The sequence below is a fragment of the Micromonospora sp. SYSU B005 genome (genome assembly GCF_055362685.1).
In genome coordinates this window covers 264,553-282,688 of the sequence record NZ_JAXCFU010000005.1, presented here as the reverse complement: position 1 = coordinate 282,688, position 18,136 = coordinate 264,553, and the positions used below count along the sequence as shown (strand labels likewise).

Here is an 18,136-nt window from a genome sequence, read left to right as displayed (position 1 = left end):
CCGGCATGAGGCCCACACGAGTTCTGTGCCGCGTGAGTGTCGAGCCCTAGCGGGACCGGACCACGGCCGTGACCTCGACCTCGAGTACAGCGCCCGGCAGGAAGAGCTTGCTGACCTCGACAGTCGTGCTCGCCGGCGGCGGTGTGCCCGGGAAGAGCCGGCGCCGGACGGCCGCGTACGCGGGCAGGTCAGCCAGGTCCGTCATGAACGTGCGGATGTGCAGCACGTCGTCGAAGGACGCGCCGTGCGCCGCGAGCACGCCGCCCACGATCTCGAAGATCCGTTCGGCCTGGGTGCCGGGGTCTCCGGGGGCCACCACCTCGCCGTCGTCGTCGACGGCGACCTGTCCGGCGAGCATCAGCAGCGCGCCGCCGCCGACATCGATCCGGGCGACGTGCGCGAAGCGGTCGCCGAACGGGGCCGCGACGGATGCGGGGTTGTCCAGGGTGAGGCGCATCAGCATCCCTTCACGAGTCGGCTGAGACGAGGGAGGAGAGATCCGCGTCCTGGTCGGGCGCGGCCTGCATCAGGTCCAGGGCGGCATCGAGCAGGGGAGCCGCCCCCGGGAGGCGCAGCGCCAGGCGCGCATCCTTCGCCGCCAACGCGACTGCGAACGAGGCGCCCGGCGCGGTGACCCGTCCGACCGCGCCGGCGAGGGCCCCACGGCCGAGCACGTCGAGGGCGGTCTGCCTGTCGACACCGAGCGCCGCGGCGACAGCGAGCGCGTCGTGCAGCGCGGCGACCGCCGTCACCAGGCCCGTGTTCGCGACGAGCTTGACGGCGGCGCCCGCCCCGATCGGGCCGCAGTGACGGACAGAACCGAGCTGTTCCAGCACCGGAGCCGCCCTCTCCACGGTATCGGCGGGGCCGCCCGCGAAGATCGCCAGCGTGCCGCCCCGGGCGGCGTCGACGCTGCCGCCGACGGGGGCGTCGAGGAGTGAGACGCCCGCGGGAAGCCGACCGGCCACTGCTCGGACTTCGTCCGGCCCGATCGTCGACATCTGCACCACGACCGTCCCGGGCCGGAGCGCGGTGGCGGCGCCGTCCGGCCCGAACAGCACCGTCTCGACCGCGGCGGCGTCGGTGAGCATGACGACGACGACGTCGGCTCCGTCGACCGCGGCGGACGGGCTCGCGGCCACCGTCGCGCCGACCGCGGCGAGCGGCTCCGAACGCTCCGGGCTGCGGTTCCACACACTGACCCGGTTGCCGCCGGCTAGGAGGCGGCGCGCGATCGGCGTACCCATGTGTCCGGTCCCGAGGACCGCGATGATCTTCACGCGGTAACGCTAGGCCGATGGAAGCAATGCGGCCAACGAATGTCTCGCATAGATGCCATGCGTGACTAACATGCCTGCCATGGAGACTCAGCTGCTGGAGGTGTTCCGCACCGTCGCGCAGCACGGCTCGATCACGACCGCCGCCCGCGCCCTCAGCTTCACCCAGTCGGCTGTCTCCCGGCAGATCGCCGCGCTGGAGGCCGACATCGGCGCTCGGCTCTTCGACCGGCTGCCCCGCGGCGTCGCCCTCACCGAGGAGGGGCGAGAGCTGCTCCCGCACGCCGAGGCGGTCCTCGACCGGCTCGCCGCGGCCCGGCGTGACCTCGACGACCTGCGCGGGCTCGGCCGAGGGCGGCTGCGTGTGGGCGCCTTCCCGACCGCTGTCGCGGCTCTCGTACCCCGGGCGATGGCGTCGTTCCGCTCGGACCACCCCGAGATCTCGCTGTCGCTGGTCGAGGGCGTGACGCCGCAACTGCTGGAGCGCCTGCTCGCGGAGGAGGCGGATGTGGCAGTGGTCAGCACCTCGCCCACGGGCGAGCTGGACCGCGACCGATTCGACCTGCGACATCTGCTCGACGAGCGGCTCCTGGTCGCGGTCGCGCGTGACCACCGGCTCGCGCGCCGCCGCTCGGTGCGCCTGGCGGACCTCGCTCAGGAGGCGTTCGTCGTGGGCTCGGCCACCGCGGAGAACAGCCTGCTCCGCGCAAGCCTGCCCAGCGGTTTCTCGCCACGCATCGACATCGTCGCGGCCGAGTGGACCGGCAAGCTGGGATGCGTCGCCGCCGGGTTGGGGGTGGCTCTGGTTCCGGCCCTGGCGGTACGCGGAACCCCGCCGGACATCGCCCTTTTACGCCTGCATCCGGACGACGAGTCGGTACGGCAGATATTCGCGGCGACCGTACGGGGCAGGACGCCGCCGCCGGCGGTCACGCACTTTCTCGAGCATCTGCGGGTGGAGGCGGCCCACCTGGGGTGAAAAGCAGAACGCCGACCTGCGTTCCCGCTGGTCGGCGCTCCTGTAGCCCGGCGAAAGGCTATGTGGCCAGGGGCGGGGTCGAACCGCCGACCTTCCGATTTTCAGTCGGACGCTCGTACCAACTGAGCTACCTGGCCGTGGTGCTCGGCACATGCTACCGCACGGGCCGATACGCAGAACGCCGCGCATCGAGCTGCGCGGCGTCAGCGCTTGCGGTCCTGACGGGACTTGAACCCGCGACCTCCGCCTTGACAGGGCGGCGAGCACTCCAACTGCTCCACAGGACCTGGCTGGTGTTGCATCCGGCGTGAGCCGGACCGTGCCCCCAACGGGATTCGAACCCGTGCTACCGCCTTGAAAGGGCGGCGTCCTGGGCCGCTAGACGATGAGGGCGGCCCCGCCATCATTGCACACTCGCAACTTCAAGCGGACTTGCTCCCATCCGGCCCCGCCGGAGGCAGGAGAAGCATATGTCATGCCTGCGCGGACGACAAAACCGGTATCGGGATGGCCGTGGTGCCGGGTAGAACCGCAGGTCAGCGGGGCAGGGCGATGCCGTACCGCCGCTTGATGTCCGGGATCAGGTGCCGGCACGCGGCCATCGTCTGGGCCCGGTCGCCGCCTGCGTCGTGCATCAGCACCACCGAACCGTGCCGGGTGGCGCCCTTCACCCGCTTGATGATCGTCTTGGCCGGTGGGTGGTCCCAGTCCTGCGGGTCCACGCTCCAGTGCAGCGGGCGCAGGCCCATCTGCTTGGCGATCACGACCTCCTCGGCCGTCCAGCGGCCGCCGGGCTGCCGGAACCAGGTGATCGGCGCCTTGGGCGCGGCGGCGTGGATGGCCTCGTTCGTCCGTTCCAGGTCGGATCGGATCTCGGCGGCGGAGCGCCGCCCCAGGTTCACGTCGTGGTGCCAGCTGTGATTGCAGAGCTGGTGACCCTCCCGGACGATCCGGGCCACCAGCTCCGGGTAGCGCTTGGCCTGCTTGCCGACGACGCAGAAGGTGGCCTTCACCCGGGCCGTCCGGAGCTGGGCCAGGATCTGCGGGGTGTACCGGGGATCCGGCCCGTCGTCGAAGGTGAGCGCCACGCCGGTGCTCCCGCTGGCCCGGTGCAGGCCCGCCGGCAGCTTCTTCGGCAGCGGGCGCAGCTTGGGCTTCGCGGGGGTGGTGTGTGTCGGTGAGGGCTTCGTCACCGGCGTCGGGGACGGCGACGCCGAGGCCGACGCCGGTGCGGCGGCCTTCTCGGGTGACTTGCCGGCGTCGCCGCAGCCGGTGACGAGGAGCACCAGGCCCAGGGCGAGCGCCGACAGGGCGCGTGGACGCATTCGTCGCTCCCGGAGGGGTCGGGGTCAGACGGACTTTCCGACCGTAGTGGACGCCGACCCGGAACGGGAGAGGGGCTCAGCTTGTCGTCGACTGGTCCAGCGAGTCCCGCACGGCCACGGCCAGCGACAACGCCTCGGCCAGGTCCACCGGCCGGACCACCCCGGCCGGCAGCGAGTCGGCCCGCCAGCCGGGCCCGGCGGCGAGCACCAGCAGCGGCCGGCGCGGCACCGCCAGCAGCGCGGTGAGCTGGCACGGGTCGGCCGTCGCGCGGATGTGCGACCAGAGCACCACCGCCGCCGGACCGGTCCGGTTGACCGCCTCGACCAGGGCCGGCACCGGTACGCGGGCACCGAGCATGCGATAACTCACACCGACCTCGGCCAGCGCGGCGGCGAGCGCCTCCAGCGGCAGCGAGTGCTGCTCCTCGTCGGCGCAGGAGAGCAGGATCCGGGGCGGCCCGGAGGTGGGGTGGGCCCACGCCACCGTGGCGAACGCCTCGGAGACGCACCGGGACATGAGGTGCTCCACCTCGATCAGTGCGGAGGTGGCGGCGTGCCGCTCCCCGATGCCGGCGAGCACCGGCCGCAGCAGCCCCTCCCAGGTCGCCACCACCCCGTCGGTGGCCAGCGCGTCGGCGATGGTCCGGCTGATGGTCACCGAGTCCAGTCGCATGGCGGCACGGGCCAGCCCGCGCGCGGCCGGCCCGGCCCGGCCGACCGGGATGGTGGTACCGCCGCCGTCGCGTACCGTCGAGGCCCTCGCCTTGAGGCCGAGCCGCTCCGGGGGCTGCACGGCCGGCGCCTGCCGGGCCCAGCGGGCGGCCTCGGCGGGCGCGACCCCCTCGGTGGTCAGCCGGCGCATGATCTCCAGGCGGGCGAGGTCGGCGGGCGTGTACCGCCGGTGGTGGCCCGGCACGTGCTCGCTGGGGCCGAGGCCGTAGCGCTGGTGCCAGGTACGCAGCGTGGTGACCGCCACGCCCAGTCGGCGTGCGACGGCCCCCGCGCTCAGCGCCTCATCGGCCACCCGACCGCTCCGGTGCCTCGGTGTCCGGTGCGCCCGGCCGGGACGCGTCGGTGGGGTGCAGCAGCCGGTTGACCACGCCGCCGAGCCACGGGGCGTACTCGCGGGGGTGGGCGTCCAGGTCGGCCACCACCGCGCCGGGGTCGACCCAGCGCAGGTCGGCCACCTCGTCCGGGTCGGGCCGCGTGACCAGGTCGGCGGGTACGTCGGCGCGCAGCACGTGGTCGTACTCGAACTCGACCCGTCCGGTAGCCGGGTCCTCGGCGTAGTAGAGGTACACGCCGACCTCGGTGAGGTCGACGGGGTCGACGCCGAGTTCCTCGGCGAGCCGCCGATTGGCGGCCTCGGCCGGCGACTGCCCGGGCAGCGGGTGCCCGCAGCAGGAGTTCGCCCAGCGCAGCGGGAACCGCGTCTTGACCGCGGCCCGCTGCTGCAGCAGCACCCGCCCGTCGGGGTCGACCAGGAGCACCGAGAAAGCGCGGTGCAGCCGCCCGGGTGGCTGGTGGGCGGCCGCCACGGTGGTCTCGCCGAGCACCCGGCCGTCGTCGTCGACCAGCTCGACCAGGTGGGTCTCCCGCTCGCTCACGACATCGCCCCGGTGACCCGGGCTGCGGCGATCTTGCCGCTGATCAGCACCATCGGCACGCCGACACCGGGCTGCGTGCCGGAGCCGACGAACACCACGTTCTCCAGCGTCCGGTGCAGGTTGGAGGGGCGGAACGGGCCGGTCTGGAAGAGGCTGTGCGAGGCGGCGAACGGGGTGCCGGCGGCCATGCCCTGCGCCGCCCAGTCGGCCGGGGTGACCGCCCGCATCACCTCGATGCCGTCGCCGAAGCCGACGTAGCCGCGCTCCTCCAGCGTGCTCACGAGCTGGTCGGCGTACCGCTGGGTGAGGTCGCCGGTCCAGTCGAACGGCGCCCGCTCCAGGTTCGGCACCGGTGCGAGCACGTAGTAGGTGTGCTTCCCGGCCGGCGCCACCGACGGGTCGGTGCGGCTCGGGTTCGTCACCAGCAGCGACGGGTCGGTCATCAGCTCGCCTCGCCGGATCACCTCGTCGAACGTCCCCTTCCAGGAGCGCCCGAAGTGGATGTTGTGGTGGGCGATCTTGCCATAGCCCTGCGTCGAACCGATGTGCAGCACCACGCAGGACGGCGAGTAGGTCAGCTTGCGCTGCCGGCTGGGCGGCAGCAGGTCCTGGTAGGCGACCGGCAGGTCCGGGTTGAGCACCACCGTGTCGGCGGGGATGAAGTCGCCGTCCGCGGTGACGACGCCGGTGGCGCGGCCGTTGGCGGTCTCCACCCGGGTCACCGTGGTGCCGTACCGGATCTGCACGCCGTGCTTCTCGGCCGCGCCGGCCATGCCGCGGGAGACCGCGTGGATGCCGCCGCGCGGGAAGCACACACCGGCCACCGAGTCGAGGTACGCGATGACCGCGTAGATCGCCAGCGCGTCGTGCGGGGACAGGCCCGCGTACATGGCCTGGAAGGAGAAGATCCGCTGGGTACGCGGGTCGCGGAAGAACTGGTTGATCTTCGTCTGGAGCCGCCGGAAGGCACCGCTGGCGAACAGCTTCAGCAGGTTGCCGGTGAGCAGGTCGGTCGGCGCGTCGAGGTTGCGCTCGATGAAGTCGGCCCGTTCCCACTGCCAGAGGTTGCGGGCGTAGTCGACGAAGCGCAGGTAGCCGTCCGCCTCGCGGGGGCCGCAGACGCGGGCGATCTCGGCGGCCATCCGGGTGGTGTCGGTGATGACGTCGAGCGTCGACCCGTCCGGGTAGTAGGCGCGGTACGCCGGGTCGAGCGGGGTCAGGTCGAGCCAGTCGGTCAGCTCCTCACCCACCGCGCCGAGCGCCTCGGCGATCAGGTCGGGCATGGTGAGGACGGTCGGGCCGGTGTCGAACTCGTACCCGTCGACGCTGAGCCGCCCGGCGCGGCCGCCCGGCACCGGCTCGCGTTCCAGCACCGTCACCTGCCGGCCACTGCCGGCCAGGTGCAGCGCGCACGCCAGCCCACCCAGCCCGGCGCCGACCACTACCACCCGGTCGGTCCGTCCCTTGACGGTACGCATTCCGGCCCCCTTGCTCACGAAGTTGCTCATCATGCCCGCCGCGCCGTGGCGGCGGTGGCGAGGCCGGTCAGCGCGGTGCGCGCGGTCTCGTCGATCGGTGCGGTGCCGAGCGCGGCGAGCGCCTCGGTCACCCGGTCGGAGATCATCCGCTCCACCCGGGCGGTGGCGCCGGTGTCCCGGACCACGTCGGCCAGCCGGTCCACCTCGTGTGCCGCGGTGACCGAGCCGGCCCGCTCCAACGCGCGGTGCTGCGCCGGGTCGGCGAGCTGCCGGGCCAGCATCAGCAGCGCGGTCGGCTTGCCGGTACGCAGGTCGTCCCCGGCCGGCTTGCCGGTGGTCTCCGGGTCGCCGTAGACGCCCAGCAGGTCGTCGCGGAGCTGGAACGCCTCGCCGACGGCCAGCCCGTACCTGGTGTACGCGGCGATGAGCGGGTCGTCCGCGTCGGTGCCGGCCAGGCAGGCACCGAACAGCAGCGGGCGCTGGACGGTGTAGCTGGCGGTCTTGTAGCGGGCCACCCGCAGCGCCCGGTCGACGGTCCAGCTCGCCGAGTCGTTCTCGCCGAGCACGTCCAGGAACTGCCCGGCGACCGTCTCGACCCGCATCTGGTCGTAGCAGCGGCGCACGTCGAGCAGCCGGTCCGCCGGGACCGCCGCGTGTGCCATGAGCCGGTCGGCCCACACCATGCACAGGTCGCCGATGAGGACGGCGACGGCTTCGCCGTACCGGTCGGGGTCGCCCGTGTGCCCGGCGGCCCGGTGCCGGGCGGCGGCGGCCCGGTGCGCGGTCGGCAGCCCGCGCCGGGTGTCGGAGGCGTCCATCACGTCGTCGTGCACCAGCGCGAACGTGTGCAGCAGTTCGAGCGCGGACAGCGCGGGGAGCACCGAGCACAGCGGTTCCTCACCGCCGACCACACCCCGCCATCCCCAGTACGCGAACGTGGGGCGGACCCGCTTGCCGCCGGCCAGCACGCAGTCACGTGCCGTCGCGGCGAAACCACCCATCGCTGCGTCGATCTCGGTGAGCGATTCGACTTCCGCGGCCAGGAACGCCGCCAGCGTCTCATCGACCCCTTTGATCAGGTCTTTCGTGAACGCGGCCAGTACGCCGCGGACCGGATCGTCCGTCGCCCCGGGCTGAGCCGGCGCGACGCGGAGCGCATTACCCGCAACTGCGTCGTTGGCCATGTCGGCGAGCGTACCCTAGGGTTACGAGTTGCGTCGATTACTGCGTCGAAACCGAGGAGGGCCGATGGACACGGATCTGACCGCCGCCTATGACCGTTGCCGCGAGCTGCACCGGCGTCACGGCCGTACCTACTATCTCGCCACCAGGCTGCTCCCCGCCTGGAAACGGCGGCATGTGCACGCCTTGTACGGCTTCACCCGGTACGCGGACGAGATCGTCGACCGCACCGAGGACCTGCCGCCGGCCGAGCGTGCCGCCCGGCTGCGCGAGTGGTCGGATCGATTCGTCGCCGGGCTGCACGGTGCGTCGGTCGACGACCCGCTGCTGCCCGCGGTGCTGCACACCATCGCCGTGTTCGACCTGGACCGCGACGACTTCGCGTCGTTCCTGCGCAGCATGGCGATGGACCTGACGGTCATGTCGTACCCGACCTACGACGACCTGCTCGACTACATGGAGGGCTCGGCCGCTGTCATCGGCACCATGATGCTGCCGATCCTCGGCAGCTCCGACCCGGCCGCCGCCCGCGAGCCCGCCCGCCAGCTCGGCTTCGCGTTCCAGCTCACCAACTTCATCCGGGACGTCTCCGAGGACCTCGACCGGGGCCGGACGTACCTGCCCGACGAGGACATGGCCAAGTTCGACCTCACCCGCGACGACCTGCTCGCCGCCAAGGCCGCCGGCCGCACCACGCCGCGTATCCGCGAGCTGATCGAGTACGAGGTGACCCGCGCCCAGGCCCACTACGTGGCAGCCGCACCGGGCATCCCGCTGCTGGAGCCGGCCTCGCAGGCGTGCATGCGCACCGCGTACGCGCTCTACGGCGGCATCCTCGACGAGGTGGCCGCCCAGGACTACGACGTCTTCGTGCGGCGTGCCCTGGTGCCGCAGCGGCGCCGGATGGCGGTGGCCGCGCGGGCGCTGCTCACGCCGCCCGGCACGCCGGTGCGGGTGCCCGGCCCGGCCCTGGAACCGGCCCTGGCCGGATGACCGGCCGTACGGCGGTGGTGCTGTTCACCCGTGATCTGCGGGTGCACGACCACCCGGCGCTCGCCGCCGCCTGCTCCGCGTTCGACCGGGTGGTGCCGCTCTACGTGCTCGACCCGGCGCTGCAGAAGCTCTCGCCGAACCGCACCCGCTTCCTGCACCAGAGCCTGGCCGACCTGCGCGAGGCGCTGCGCGAGCGCGGCGGCGACCTGGTGATCAGGCGTGGCGACCCGGTGACCGAGACGGTGAAGCTGGCCCGGAAGGTGGGCGCCGAGGGCATCGGGCTCTCCGCCGACGTGAGCCGCTACGCCCACCGCCGGGAACGCCGGCTGCGCGCCGAGTGCGAGCGGCACCGGATGTTCCTGCGCCTGTTCCCCGGCCTGACCATCGTCGAGCCGGGCGCGCTACGCCCCGGCGGCGGCGACCACTACCGCGTCTTCAGCCCCTACTTCCGGGTCTGGCAGGGCGCCCGGTGGCGGGACGAGCTGGCCGCGCCGAAGCGGGTCCGGCTGCCCGACGGCGTCGACCCCGGCCGGCTGCCGGATCCGCCGAAGGGCGACAGCCCGGATGCCGCCGTCGGCGGCGAGGCCGTCGCCAGGCGCCGGCTCACCGCCTGGCTGCCCACCCTCCATCGGTACGACGACATCCACGACGACATGGCCGGCGACGAGACCTCGCGGCTCAGCCCGTACCTGCGCTTCGGGTGCGTGTCGCCGCTGGCCGTGGCGAACCGGGCGGGCGAGCGGGACGGCCCGTTCGTCAGGCAGCTCTGCTGGCGCGACTTCTACCACCAGGTGGTGGCCGGTTTCCCCGACCTGTCCACGGTCGCGTACCGGCGCGGCGCGCGGGAGGACTGGCGCGACGACGCGCACGCGTTCGACGCCTGGGCCGAGGGGCGTACCGGCATGCCGATCGTGGACGCCGGCATGCGCCAGTTGCGCGCCGAGGGGTGGATGCACAACCGGGCGCGGCTGATCACCGCCGGGTACCTGACCAAGCACCTCGGGCTGGACTGGCGGCCCGGCCTGGAGGTCTTCTTCCGGTGGCTGCTCGACGGCGACCGGGTCAACAACTCGGGCAACTGGCAGTGGGTGTCCGGCACCGGCAACGACACCCGGCCGTACCGGGGCTTCAACCCGGTACGGCAGGCCGAGCGCTACGACCCCGACGGCGCGTACGTGCGGCGCTGGGTGCCCGAGCTGGCATCGGTGGCGGGCAAGGCGGTGCACCAGCCGTGGCGGCTGCCCGACGAGGTGCGCCGCACGCTCGACTACCCGCCACCGCTGGAGGTGCCGGGCGCCGACCCGGTCTGGCTCCGCTGACCGCTGCGTCGCCCGCGCACTGTCGGTGATCGCGTGCCGGGCCGGCACCGTCCACCTCCGGTCCCCTTTGCTCTGCAGCCATATCCGCATCGGTTGCGGAACGTCACCACCAGGGCCTCGCGCGGTTTTCGGACCTGCGAGGAAATCACTGCTCAGTGCGGTGCTGCGCCAATGGCTGCAGAGCAAAGTCGGAAAAGGGAAGACAGGGTCGCCCGGCCGGCCGAATGCGCTGCGTGACGACGCCCGGGAATCACGGAGGGTGACCGACTGTCAGAGGCAGGAGTGCAACGCCTCGACCAGGTCCTCCACGCGGTCGTGGTCGGCCAGCCGGGCGGTCGCGTACGCGAAGGTGTAGCCGCGTTCCGGGTCGGCCCAGGCGCTGCTGCCGCCGATCCCGCCCATGCCCCAGCTGCCGTCCGGCTCCCACTGCATGCCGAGCGTCCAGTCCACCGGCCGGTCCAGCAGCAGGTCCGGGCCGGAATACTGCACCCGCGTCGCCTCGGCGACCAGTTCCGGGCTGAACAGGCGTACCCCGTCCAGCGTGCCGCCGGCGAGCAGGCCCGCGTACAGCCGGGCGAGCCCGGCGGCGGTCGCGTGCAGGTTCACCGCCGGGATCTCGGCGGACCGCCACAGGTCGCTGTTCACCATCGCCACGTCGCGCCCGCCCGGCGGGTTGTCCAGCGCCCGCGCCCGCAACGAGCCCGGCTCGCCGCGCATCGCGTCCGGCCAGGCCGGATCGGCGTACGACAGGTCGGCGCACCGCCGTCGGTCCGCCTCGCCCAGCCCGAAGGCCAGGTCCAGGCGCCACGGTCCGGCGATCTCCTCGGCCAGGAACCGGCCCACCGAGCGTCCGTCCACCCGGCGGACCAGCTCGCCCACCAGGTGCCCGTACGTCCAGGCGTGCTCGGCCGCGACGGTACCCGGCGTCCACTCGGGCTCGGCGGCGGCCAGATCGGCGCAGAGCAGATCCCAGTCGGCGACGGCGGCGGCGGGCCGGGGCACCGGGAAGGCGGGCAGCCCGGCGGTGTGGGCGAGCACGTGCCGGACGGTGGCCGGGGTGCGGAACCCCGGCCAGTACGCCGAGACCGGCGCGTCCAGGTCGACCCGGCCCCGGTCGACGAGCAGCAGCAGACAGAGCGCGGCCACCGGCTTGCCGACCGAGTAGACGTCGACGAGCGTGTCCGGCCGCCACGGCCGGTCCGCCCCGGAAACCGGTACGACCACGCCGGGCGGGACCGCCGCGGTGGTGCCACCCACCAGCTCGATCACCGGTACGCCGTCGTGCCACACCGCCAGCGACGCGCCGGTCTCCCGGCCGGTGGCGAACAGGTCGTGGAAGCAGTCCCGGACCGGGGCGAAGCGCGGGTGCATGCGGCCACGGTAGGCGGTCGCGCTCGGGACGAGCGAGGGAATTCCGGGGCGCTGCGGTGGCCGGTGTCCCGAAGGTGCGGAATGCTTGCCCAATGGCGGAGCCGGAACTGGTGGACGTAGTAGTGGTCGGGCTCGGCGTGGGCGGCGAGGAGGCGGCCGGGCGGCTCGCCGAGGCCGGCCTCACCGTGATCGGCGTCGAACGTGACCTGGTCGGCGGCGAGTGCCCCTACTGGGGATGCGTGCCGAGCAAGATGATGATCCGGGCGGCGAACGCACTGGCCGAGGCGCACCGGGTCAACGAGCTGGCCGGGTCCGCCCAGGTGCAGCCCGACTGGGCGCCGGTGGCGAAGCGGATCCGCGCCGAGGCCACCGACACCTGGGACGACAAGGTGGCGGTGGACCGGTTCACCGGCAAGGGCGGCCGGTTCGTCAGGGGCAGCGGGCGGCTCGACGGCCCGAACCGGGTACGCGTCGGCGGCCAGGTGTTCCAGGCGCGCTACGGGATCGTCCTCGGCACCGGCACCCGGCCCTCGGTCCCGCCGATCGACGGGCTGGCCGACACGCCGTACTGGACCAACCACCAGGCCATCGAGGTGGAGGAACTGCCCGAGTCACTGCTGGTGCTCGGCGGCGGCGCGATCGGGCTGGAACTCGCGCAGGTATTCGCCCGGTTCGGCGTCCGGGTGACCGTCATCGAGGCGGCCGACCGGGTGCTCGCGGTCGAGGAGCCGGAGGCGTCAGCGCTCGCCGCCGACGCGCTCCGCGCCGACGGGGTGGAGATCCACACCCGGGTCAAGGCCGGCCGGGTGAGCCACGACGGCGGTACGTTCACCGTGTACGCCGACGGCGCCGAGTTCACCGGCGAGAAGCTGCTCGTGGTGACCGGCCGCAAGGCACACCTGGAGGAGTTGGGCCTGGACACGGTCGGGGTGGACGCCGGGCAGCGCTACCTGCCGGTGAACGACCGGATGCACGTCACCGACGGGATCTGGGCGGTCGGCGACCTCACCGGCGAGGGCGCGTTCACCCACATCGCCATGTACCAGGCCGGCATCGTGGTGGCGGACGTGCTCGACCACATGCGGCGTACCAAGGGCGGCCCGGACGCCAGCGGCACCGCGAGTGTGGTCGGCGGCGCGGCCGGGGTGGTCAGCGCGGTCGGCGGCGCGATGAGCGCGGGCGGGCCGACCGCCGCGCCCGGGAGCGTCCCGGTCGCCGACTACCGGGCGTTGCCCCGGGTCACGTTCACCGATCCCGAGGTCGGCGCGGTCGGCCTCACCGAGCAGCAGGCCCGGGAGCGCGGCGTCAACGTCCAGGTCGGGTACGCCGACCTCACCTCGTCGGCCCGGGGCTGGATCCACAAGACCGGCAACGCCGGGTTCATCAAGCTGATCGCCGACGCCGACCAGGGCGTCCTCGTCGGCGCCACCTCGGCCGGACCGGCCGGCGGGGAGGTGCTCTCCGCCCTCGTCGTGGCGGTGCACGCGGCGGTGCCGATCAGCCAGCTCCGGCACATGATCTACGCGTACCCGACGTTCCACAGGGCCATCGAGGACGCGCTGCGCGCGCTGAAGTGACGCCTCAGCCGGCCGGCGCGCCGTGCCGGCCGGCCCCGTCGGCGAACCGGCCGGCGCCGCGTACCCCGTCCACCGCCAGCGACTCCAGGCCGTAGGCCAGCTCGGTCGCCATCGCCTCCGGCTCCGGCAGCCCCGCGCCGTCCAGCACCGCCGCCCGGTCGTTGCGCAGGCACGTCTGCGGAGACCGGGCGACAGCGGCGGCCAGCTCCTCGGCCGCCGCGCGGGCCGCACCCGGCGCGACCAGCCGGTTGACCAGGCCCATCGCGTACGCCTCGTCGGCGCCCACGGCACGGCCGGTGAGGATCAGGTCCATCGCGCGGCTCTCCCCGATCAGCCGGGGCAGCCGGACCGTCCCGCCGTCGATCAGCGGTACGCCCCACCGGCGGCAGAACACGCCCAGCGTGGCGTCCGGCTCGGCGACCCGCAGGTCGCACCAGAGGGCCAGCTCCAGGCCGCCGGCCACCGCGTACCCGGAGATCGCCGCGATCACCGGCTTGGACAGCCGCATCCGGGTGGGGCCCATCGGCCCGTCGCCGTCGGGCTCGACCCGGTTGCCGCGCGGCGTGCCGACGGCCTTGAGATCGGCGCCGGAGCAGAACGTGCCGCCCGCGCCCCAGAGCACCGCGACCGCCGCGTCCGGGTCGGCGTCGAACGCGCGGAACGCGTCGGCCAGCGCTCGTGCGGTCGGCCCGTCCACGGCGTTACGGGCCTCGGGCCGGTCCAGGATCACAGTGGTCACGGCACCGGCGTGCTCGACGCGTACCCCCATGGGCCCAGCATGCCCGCGACGGCGCCGTCGTGGCTACGGTCTATTTGATCGTGCCGGGCCGGGTCAGCCAGCGCATCGGCTGGCCGGTGACGGCGCCGACCTGGTCGAAGTCCCGGTCGTAGTGCAGCAGCGAGAGCCCGTGGTATTCGGCGGTGGCGGCGATGAGCAGGTCGACGGCGCCCGCCGAGCGGTGCGTGCCCCGCGCGGTCAGCTCGCCCTGGATCTCGGCGGCGCGCTCGTAGATCCGGTCCGGCATCACCACCCAGCCGAAGGCGGCCCGGAGCTGCTCCGCCAGGCGCGTCCGGTCGGCGACGGACCGGGCGGTGTAGAGGAACTCCAGCTCGACCAGGGGGCACACGGCGAGCAGGCCCGCTGTCACCTGCTGGTCCCAGCGCGCCAGCACGTCGGGATCACGCAGGAGCCGGACCAGGGCACTGGTGTCGATCAGGTAGTCGGCCAGCTTCACGAGCGGTAGGCGCCCTTGTCGAGCAGTTCGTCGAAGTCACCGGTCTGCCCGCGCTCGGCCAGTTCCGCCAGCGCGCGGGCGCGGCGCAGTCTTGCCGCGCCCTCGCGGAGCGCGACGTTCACCGTGTCCTTCTTGGTCTTCGTGCCGTACGCCTCGGCGGCATCCGCCAGCGCCTCGTCGTCGACGTCCACCAGGATCTTGGCCATCGCAGCTCCCTATATACAGTCGGCCGCCCGAGTATATCCAGCGGTGGTTCCGTGCGAGGGAATTCCGGGGCGTCCGGTTTGGGGGCTCTCCTGCCGGGAAGTCGGAACAGGTGCGCGAACTACTGACGAAGCTCGAACAGGCCACCGGGCTCGACCGGGTGGGTGACCGGCTGCAGCGCGCCGTCCAGGGCACGCTGCGTTCCCAGCGGGTACGCGACGCGCTGCACGGCGTGTGGCTCGGCCATCCGCTGCACCCCGCGATGGTGCAGGTGCCGGTCGGAGCCTGGATCTCCGCCGCCGTGGTGGACCTGCTGCCCGGCCAGCGCCGCGCCGCCACCGCGCTGGTGGGTCTCGGTACGGTCAGCGCGCTGCCCGCGGCGGTCGCCGGGCTCAACGACTGGGCCACGCTCTCCCGCGACCAGCGCCGGGTCGGGCTGGTGCACGCCGCCGCCAACACGGTCGGCCTGGCATTGTTCGCCGGCTCGCTGGCGGCCCGGCTCAACGGGCGGCACGGCCTCGGCCGGACGCTGTCCTACCTGGGGCTGTCCGCCGCGAGCGGTGGGGCGTACCTGGGTGGGCACCTGGCGTACAAGCAGGGTGCCCAGGCCAGCCAGAGCGTCTCCGAGCTGCACCTGATCAGCGACGGCTGGCACCGGGTCGGCGACCTGAGCAGCCTGCCCCGGCACGAACTGGTCACCAAGAAGATCGACGACGTCTCGGTGATCCTCTACCGGGACGGCGACGACGTCACAGTCATGCTGGAGCGCTGCCCGCACCAGAGCGGCCCGCTCGGCGAAGGCACGATCGAGCGGGTCGACGGCCACGCCTGTGTGGTCTGCCCCTGGCACGGCAGCGCGTTCCGGCTCGACGGCGGCGAGGTGGTGCACGGCCCGGCCGCCAACGACCAGGTCGTGCTGCCCACCCGCGTGGTGTCCGGCCAGGTCGAGGCCCGGCTGCCCTGAGTCAGTCCCGCCGGTGCCGCCCACTGGACAGCGCCCGGGCCGGCACCGGCCGCTTACGCAACCCGAGCAGCGCGCCGATCTGCGCGCCGACGATGCTCGCCACGGCCAGCACCGCCGAGATGGCGAGCGGACGGTTGATGCCCTCCTCGGCGGTGGCCCGGGACGCGCCCGCCGACATGGCCGGCGGCTGACCGACAGGCGCCTCCACGGTGGGCGTCGCGTCGCGCGGCGTGGGCTTGGGCTTCGCCTTCGGGGTGGTCGACGAGGCGCCGCCGCCACCCGGCTTCACCGGTGCCGTCTCGGCCGGCTTGGTGACCACGATCCGTCCGGCGGCGTGCCGCCGGGCACCCGAATCCGTCGCGCCGTCCGGCAGCGTGATGAGCTGACCCGGGCGGATCCGGTCCGGGTCGGCGAGCCGATTCAGCCGGGCCAACTCCTTGTACCTGTCGAAGTCGTCCAGGTAGCGATCCGCCACCTCGCCCAGGTAGTCGCCCTTCGCCACCCGGTACACGGCCGGGTCGTCCGCCTTCGACGCGACCGGGGCCGGCGGGGTGACCTGGCTCGCGGCCACGGCCGGTGAGGTGACGGCGGCGACCGCCGGCTGCGGGGCGGTCAGCGCGGCGGCACTCGCCGCGGCCGGGCTCGCGACCAGGATCAACGCGACCGAACCGACGAGGGCGGCTGCGGCCTTCTGCTGGCGGTGCATGCCGGGCAGCTTCGGCGCCGGCCGCCGTACCGCCGCGGCGAGCAGCTCCACCACGACGGAGAACGCGAACGTGGCCCAGCCGAACCAGCCCACCACCGCCAGCGTGCGCAGGAACAGTTGACCGTCGTCGCGGCTGGTCAACGCCGTACCGACCTCGGCCAGCGTGGGCAGGTGATCCGGGAGCGGGTTGCCGGCGAACGCCAGCAGCGCGACCGGCCCGCCGGCCAGCACGCCGACGAGCACGACGAGGGCGCCGAGGCCGGTGAGAACCTGGCCGGCGCGGCGGACGGGGGAGCGTCGGGGTGCGCCCATGGCGGCCTTCCCTTCCTACGGTGGTCCGGTGAGCGCCCGAGCGGTGGCCTCACCGGTGACGGTGGCGGTCTCTTGCACGCCGAACAGACTCAGCAGGTCCCGGCTGTAGGTGATCTGCACGCTCACCCGGATCTGGGTCTCGGTGCCGACCACGGGGAAGTCGACGTCGTGGTCCTGGACGCCGCCCGCGGCGTCGAGGTAGGCGGCGACAGCGGCGCGGGCGGCGACCTGGTCGATCTGCTTCGGGCCACCCTCGATGGCCCGCGCGCGGTCGATCATCTGGCCGCCGGCGCGGGCCGCCTCGGCGGCCAGGTTGTCCGCGCGCTGGAGTGTGCGCAGTTGACCCGCGCCGTCGTAGGCGAGGCCGATGATCGCCAGTACGCCCGTCATCGCCACGGCCAGGAACAGGCTCACCCGGCCGCTCTCCGCCTCGCGCCGCCCGGTCATCCGCGACTCCGGTAGGTGTCCAGCGGCGAGGTGAACCTCGCCGAGACGGTCTTGCCACCCGGCACGCCGGGCAGGCCGGGCGCGCTCAGGTCGTCGAAGGAGACGGTGCAGGTCACCGTGACCGTCACGGTCGCCGGCACGCCTGCGGCGCTTGCGTACGCGGCGGCGAAGCTCGTCGTCGTCCCGGCCACCGAGCCCGCGAGATCGATCTGGGGTGGGCCGGTGCAGTTCAGTCCCGCCCAGCCGAGCTGGTCCTGGGCCGCCTCCTCGGCGGCCTCCGCGCCGTCGTCGGCGTTGCGGGCGAGCGAGGCGGCCCGGGCGGCGTCGTGGGCGGCCGACTCCACCGCCTCGTCCGCGACAGCGGTCCGCCCGGCGACCCCGGCCAGCACCATCAGCCCGATGAAGGCGGGCGCGAGCACCGCCACCTCGATCGAGACGGAACCCCGGTCCCGCCGCGGCCCGGCGCTCATCCGGTGGTCCAGCGTTCGGCCGGGCCGTGCGCGGTCTGCGTGACCTCGAACGAGACGCCCGGGATGACCGACAGGGAGCGTCCCTGCACCGTGCAGGTGACGCCGGTGGCGCTCTCGACGCAGGTCGGGCCGGTCTGCTCCCAGCCGACCAGCCAGTCCCCGGACTGTTGCAGGAAGCTGATCGCCCGCTGCCGGCCGGCGTCCGGCCCGGCGTCGATCGTGCGCTGCGCGTTCACAGCGGTCTGCGCGGCGTTCAGCGCTGTGGACCGGGCCACGAACCAGACGGCGACCTGGATCGAGCCGAACAACATCACCAGGATCACCGGCATCACCACTGCCAGCTCGACCGGGTTGGCGCCCCGCTCGCCCTCGGCCAGGCGGGCGCGCAGGGCAGCGGCGATCCGCCCCGGACCGGGCGGACCGGCGGGCCGGCCGGCAGACGCCGGCCGGCTCCGGGCCGTACGGACGGGGCGCTGCATCACGGGGCCTGCGGCGCCGTGTTGTCCGGGATGGCGTTCATCCAGTTGTTCGCCTTGGCCAGGGCGAGCCCGGTGACCGCCATGGCCACCGCGACCAGGCCGAAGATGATCACCGCGGTCGGCACCGGGCTGTCGCCGCGCTCGGAGTCCCGGCGCAGCTCGGCGAGGCGGGTGCTCACCGCCACGTACAGGTAGGCGTAGAGGTGCATGG

Annotated in this window: 21 protein-coding genes and 3 tRNA genes; 5 read left to right on the top strand and 19 right to left on the bottom strand. The window is 73.6% G+C overall.

The features are described 5' to 3' along the window. Positions 1-46: 46 nt before the first annotated feature. Together SM452_RS15055 and SM452_RS15050 are read right to left on the bottom strand one after the other, a co-directional pair. Positions 47-457 carry a RidA family protein gene (locus SM452_RS15055; RefSeq protein WP_262015972.1) on the bottom strand — a complete coding sequence of 137 codons (411 nt, stop codon included), beginning with the start codon at positions 455-457 and terminating at the stop codon, positions 47-49. 10 nt (positions 458-467) lie between these two features. Continuing rightward, complete coding sequence (locus SM452_RS15050; protein WP_463840120.1) at positions 468-1,280, bottom strand: NAD(P)-dependent oxidoreductase; 813 nt, start codon at positions 1,278-1,280, stop codon at positions 468-470. Positions 1,281-1,359: 79 nt separating this feature from the next. Between SM452_RS15050 and SM452_RS15045 the strand changes: the two genes are divergently transcribed. After that, on the top strand, positions 1,360-2,256 hold the full coding sequence (locus tag SM452_RS15045; protein WP_463840119.1) for a LysR family transcriptional regulator: 897 nt from the start codon (positions 1,360-1,362) through the stop codon (positions 2,254-2,256). A gap of 63 nt (positions 2,257-2,319) precedes the next feature. On the opposite strand, the gene SM452_RS15040 is transcribed toward SM452_RS15045, so the two are convergent. The 8 genes from SM452_RS15040 to SM452_RS15005 all read right to left on the bottom strand — a co-directional run bounded on the left by SM452_RS15040 (position 2,320) and on the right by SM452_RS15005 (position 7,850). Then, positions 2,320-2,393 (bottom strand) — tRNA-Phe (locus SM452_RS15040). A gap of 76 nt (positions 2,394-2,469) precedes the next feature. Continuing rightward, a tRNA-Asp gene (locus SM452_RS15035) sits at positions 2,470-2,543 on the bottom strand. A gap of 33 nt (positions 2,544-2,576) precedes the next feature. Further along, positions 2,577-2,649, bottom strand: a tRNA-Glu gene (locus SM452_RS15030). A 143-nt stretch (positions 2,650-2,792) separates the two neighbouring features. Then, positions 2,793-3,581, bottom strand: coding sequence for a polysaccharide deacetylase family protein (locus SM452_RS15025; protein WP_262015969.1), 789 nt, complete (start codon positions 3,579-3,581; stop codon positions 2,793-2,795). A gap of 76 nt (positions 3,582-3,657) precedes the next feature. Then, positions 3,658-4,605 carry a MerR family transcriptional regulator gene (locus SM452_RS15020; protein ID WP_463840118.1) on the bottom strand — a complete coding sequence of 316 codons (948 nt, stop codon included), beginning with the start codon at positions 4,603-4,605 and terminating at the stop codon, positions 3,658-3,660. Then, a complete protein-coding gene (idi, locus tag SM452_RS15015; protein ID WP_355513465.1) occupies positions 4,595-5,188 on the bottom strand; it encodes an isopentenyl-diphosphate Delta-isomerase in 594 nt (197 codons plus the stop codon). The genes SM452_RS15020 and idi overlap by 11 nt, the downstream gene beginning before the upstream one ends. Further along, entirely contained in the window at positions 5,185-6,666 is a 1,482-nt protein-coding gene (gene crtI / locus SM452_RS15010; protein WP_194802179.1) for a phytoene desaturase family protein, read from the bottom strand. Before crtI ends, idi begins: the two co-directional genes overlap by 4 nt. 29 nt (positions 6,667-6,695) lie before the next feature. After that, positions 6,696-7,850: a polyprenyl synthetase family protein gene (locus tag SM452_RS15005; protein ID WP_463840117.1), complete on the bottom strand. Its 1,155-nt coding sequence runs from the start codon at positions 7,848-7,850 to the stop codon at positions 6,696-6,698. A 64-nt stretch (positions 7,851-7,914) separates the two neighbouring features. Here SM452_RS15005 and SM452_RS15000 point away from each other — a divergent pair, with 64 nt between their 5' ends. Beyond that, positions 7,915-8,841 (top strand): phytoene/squalene synthase family protein, encoded by a 927-nt coding sequence (locus tag SM452_RS15000; protein ID WP_262015965.1) that lies wholly within the window; start codon positions 7,915-7,917, stop codon positions 8,839-8,841. Beyond that, positions 8,838-10,160, top strand: coding sequence for a cryptochrome/photolyase family protein (locus tag SM452_RS14995; protein ID WP_355513469.1), 1,323 nt, complete (start codon positions 8,838-8,840; stop codon positions 10,158-10,160). The genes SM452_RS15000 and SM452_RS14995 overlap by 4 nt, the downstream gene beginning before the upstream one ends. Positions 10,161-10,430: 270 nt before the next feature. Here the strand turns inward: SM452_RS14995 and SM452_RS14990 are convergent, their stop codons facing one another. After that, a complete protein-coding gene (locus SM452_RS14990) occupies positions 10,431-11,531 on the bottom strand; it encodes a serine hydrolase domain-containing protein (protein WP_463840116.1) in 1,101 nt (366 codons plus the stop codon). A 92-nt stretch (positions 11,532-11,623) separates the two neighbouring features. Between SM452_RS14990 and SM452_RS14985 the strand changes: the two genes are divergently transcribed. After that, on the top strand, positions 11,624-13,108 hold the full coding sequence (locus SM452_RS14985) for a dihydrolipoyl dehydrogenase family protein (RefSeq protein WP_463840115.1): 1,485 nt from the start codon (positions 11,624-11,626) through the stop codon (positions 13,106-13,108). A gap of 4 nt (positions 13,109-13,112) precedes the next feature. Here the strand turns inward: SM452_RS14985 and SM452_RS14980 are convergent, their stop codons facing one another. Genes SM452_RS14980 through SM452_RS14970 form a run of 3 tightly spaced genes read right to left on the bottom strand, consistent with a single transcriptional unit; the run spans position 13,113 to position 14,549 of the window. Then, on the bottom strand, positions 13,113-13,877 hold the full coding sequence (locus tag SM452_RS14980; RefSeq protein WP_262015962.1) for a crotonase/enoyl-CoA hydratase family protein: 765 nt from the start codon (positions 13,875-13,877) through the stop codon (positions 13,113-13,115). A gap of 40 nt (positions 13,878-13,917) precedes the next feature. Beyond that, positions 13,918-14,343: a PIN domain nuclease gene (locus tag SM452_RS14975; protein ID WP_194802172.1), complete on the bottom strand. Its 426-nt coding sequence runs from the start codon at positions 14,341-14,343 to the stop codon at positions 13,918-13,920. Next, positions 14,340-14,549, bottom strand: coding sequence for a type II toxin-antitoxin system VapB family antitoxin (locus SM452_RS14970; protein ID WP_355513478.1), 210 nt, complete (start codon positions 14,547-14,549; stop codon positions 14,340-14,342). The genes SM452_RS14975 and SM452_RS14970 overlap by 4 nt, the downstream gene beginning before the upstream one ends. 110 nt (positions 14,550-14,659) lie before the next feature. Here SM452_RS14970 and SM452_RS14965 point away from each other — a divergent pair, with 110 nt between their 5' ends. Beyond that, positions 14,660-15,511, top strand: coding sequence for a Rieske (2Fe-2S) protein (locus tag SM452_RS14965; protein ID WP_463840114.1), 852 nt, complete (start codon positions 14,660-14,662; stop codon positions 15,509-15,511). A 1-nt stretch (position 15,512) separates the two neighbouring features. Here the strand turns inward: SM452_RS14965 and SM452_RS14960 are convergent, their stop codons facing one another. From SM452_RS14960 to SM452_RS14940, 5 genes are read right to left on the bottom strand one after another with little or no spacing between them, the layout of a single operon-like run. Next, on the bottom strand, positions 15,513-16,529 hold the full coding sequence (locus SM452_RS14960; RefSeq protein ID WP_463840113.1) for a LysM peptidoglycan-binding domain-containing protein: 1,017 nt from the start codon (positions 16,527-16,529) through the stop codon (positions 15,513-15,515). 15 nt (positions 16,530-16,544) lie between these two features. Continuing rightward, positions 16,545-16,976 (bottom strand): pilus assembly protein TadG-related protein, encoded by a 432-nt coding sequence (locus SM452_RS14955; RefSeq protein WP_355513485.1) that lies wholly within the window; start codon positions 16,974-16,976, stop codon positions 16,545-16,547. Continuing rightward, entirely contained in the window at positions 16,973-17,446 is a 474-nt protein-coding gene (locus tag SM452_RS14950) for a TadE/TadG family type IV pilus assembly protein (RefSeq protein ID WP_262015958.1), read from the bottom strand. Before SM452_RS14950 ends, SM452_RS14955 begins: the two co-directional genes overlap by 4 nt. After that, entirely contained in the window at positions 17,443-17,925 is a 483-nt protein-coding gene (locus SM452_RS14945; protein ID WP_228532557.1) for a TadE family protein, read from the bottom strand. Before SM452_RS14945 ends, SM452_RS14950 begins: the two co-directional genes overlap by 4 nt. Continuing rightward, on the bottom strand, positions 17,925-18,134 hold the full coding sequence (locus tag SM452_RS14940; protein WP_194802167.1) for a hypothetical protein: 210 nt from the start codon (positions 18,132-18,134) through the stop codon (positions 17,925-17,927). The genes SM452_RS14945 and SM452_RS14940 overlap by 1 nt, the downstream gene beginning before the upstream one ends. Between the last annotated feature and the right edge of the window lie 2 nt (positions 18,135-18,136).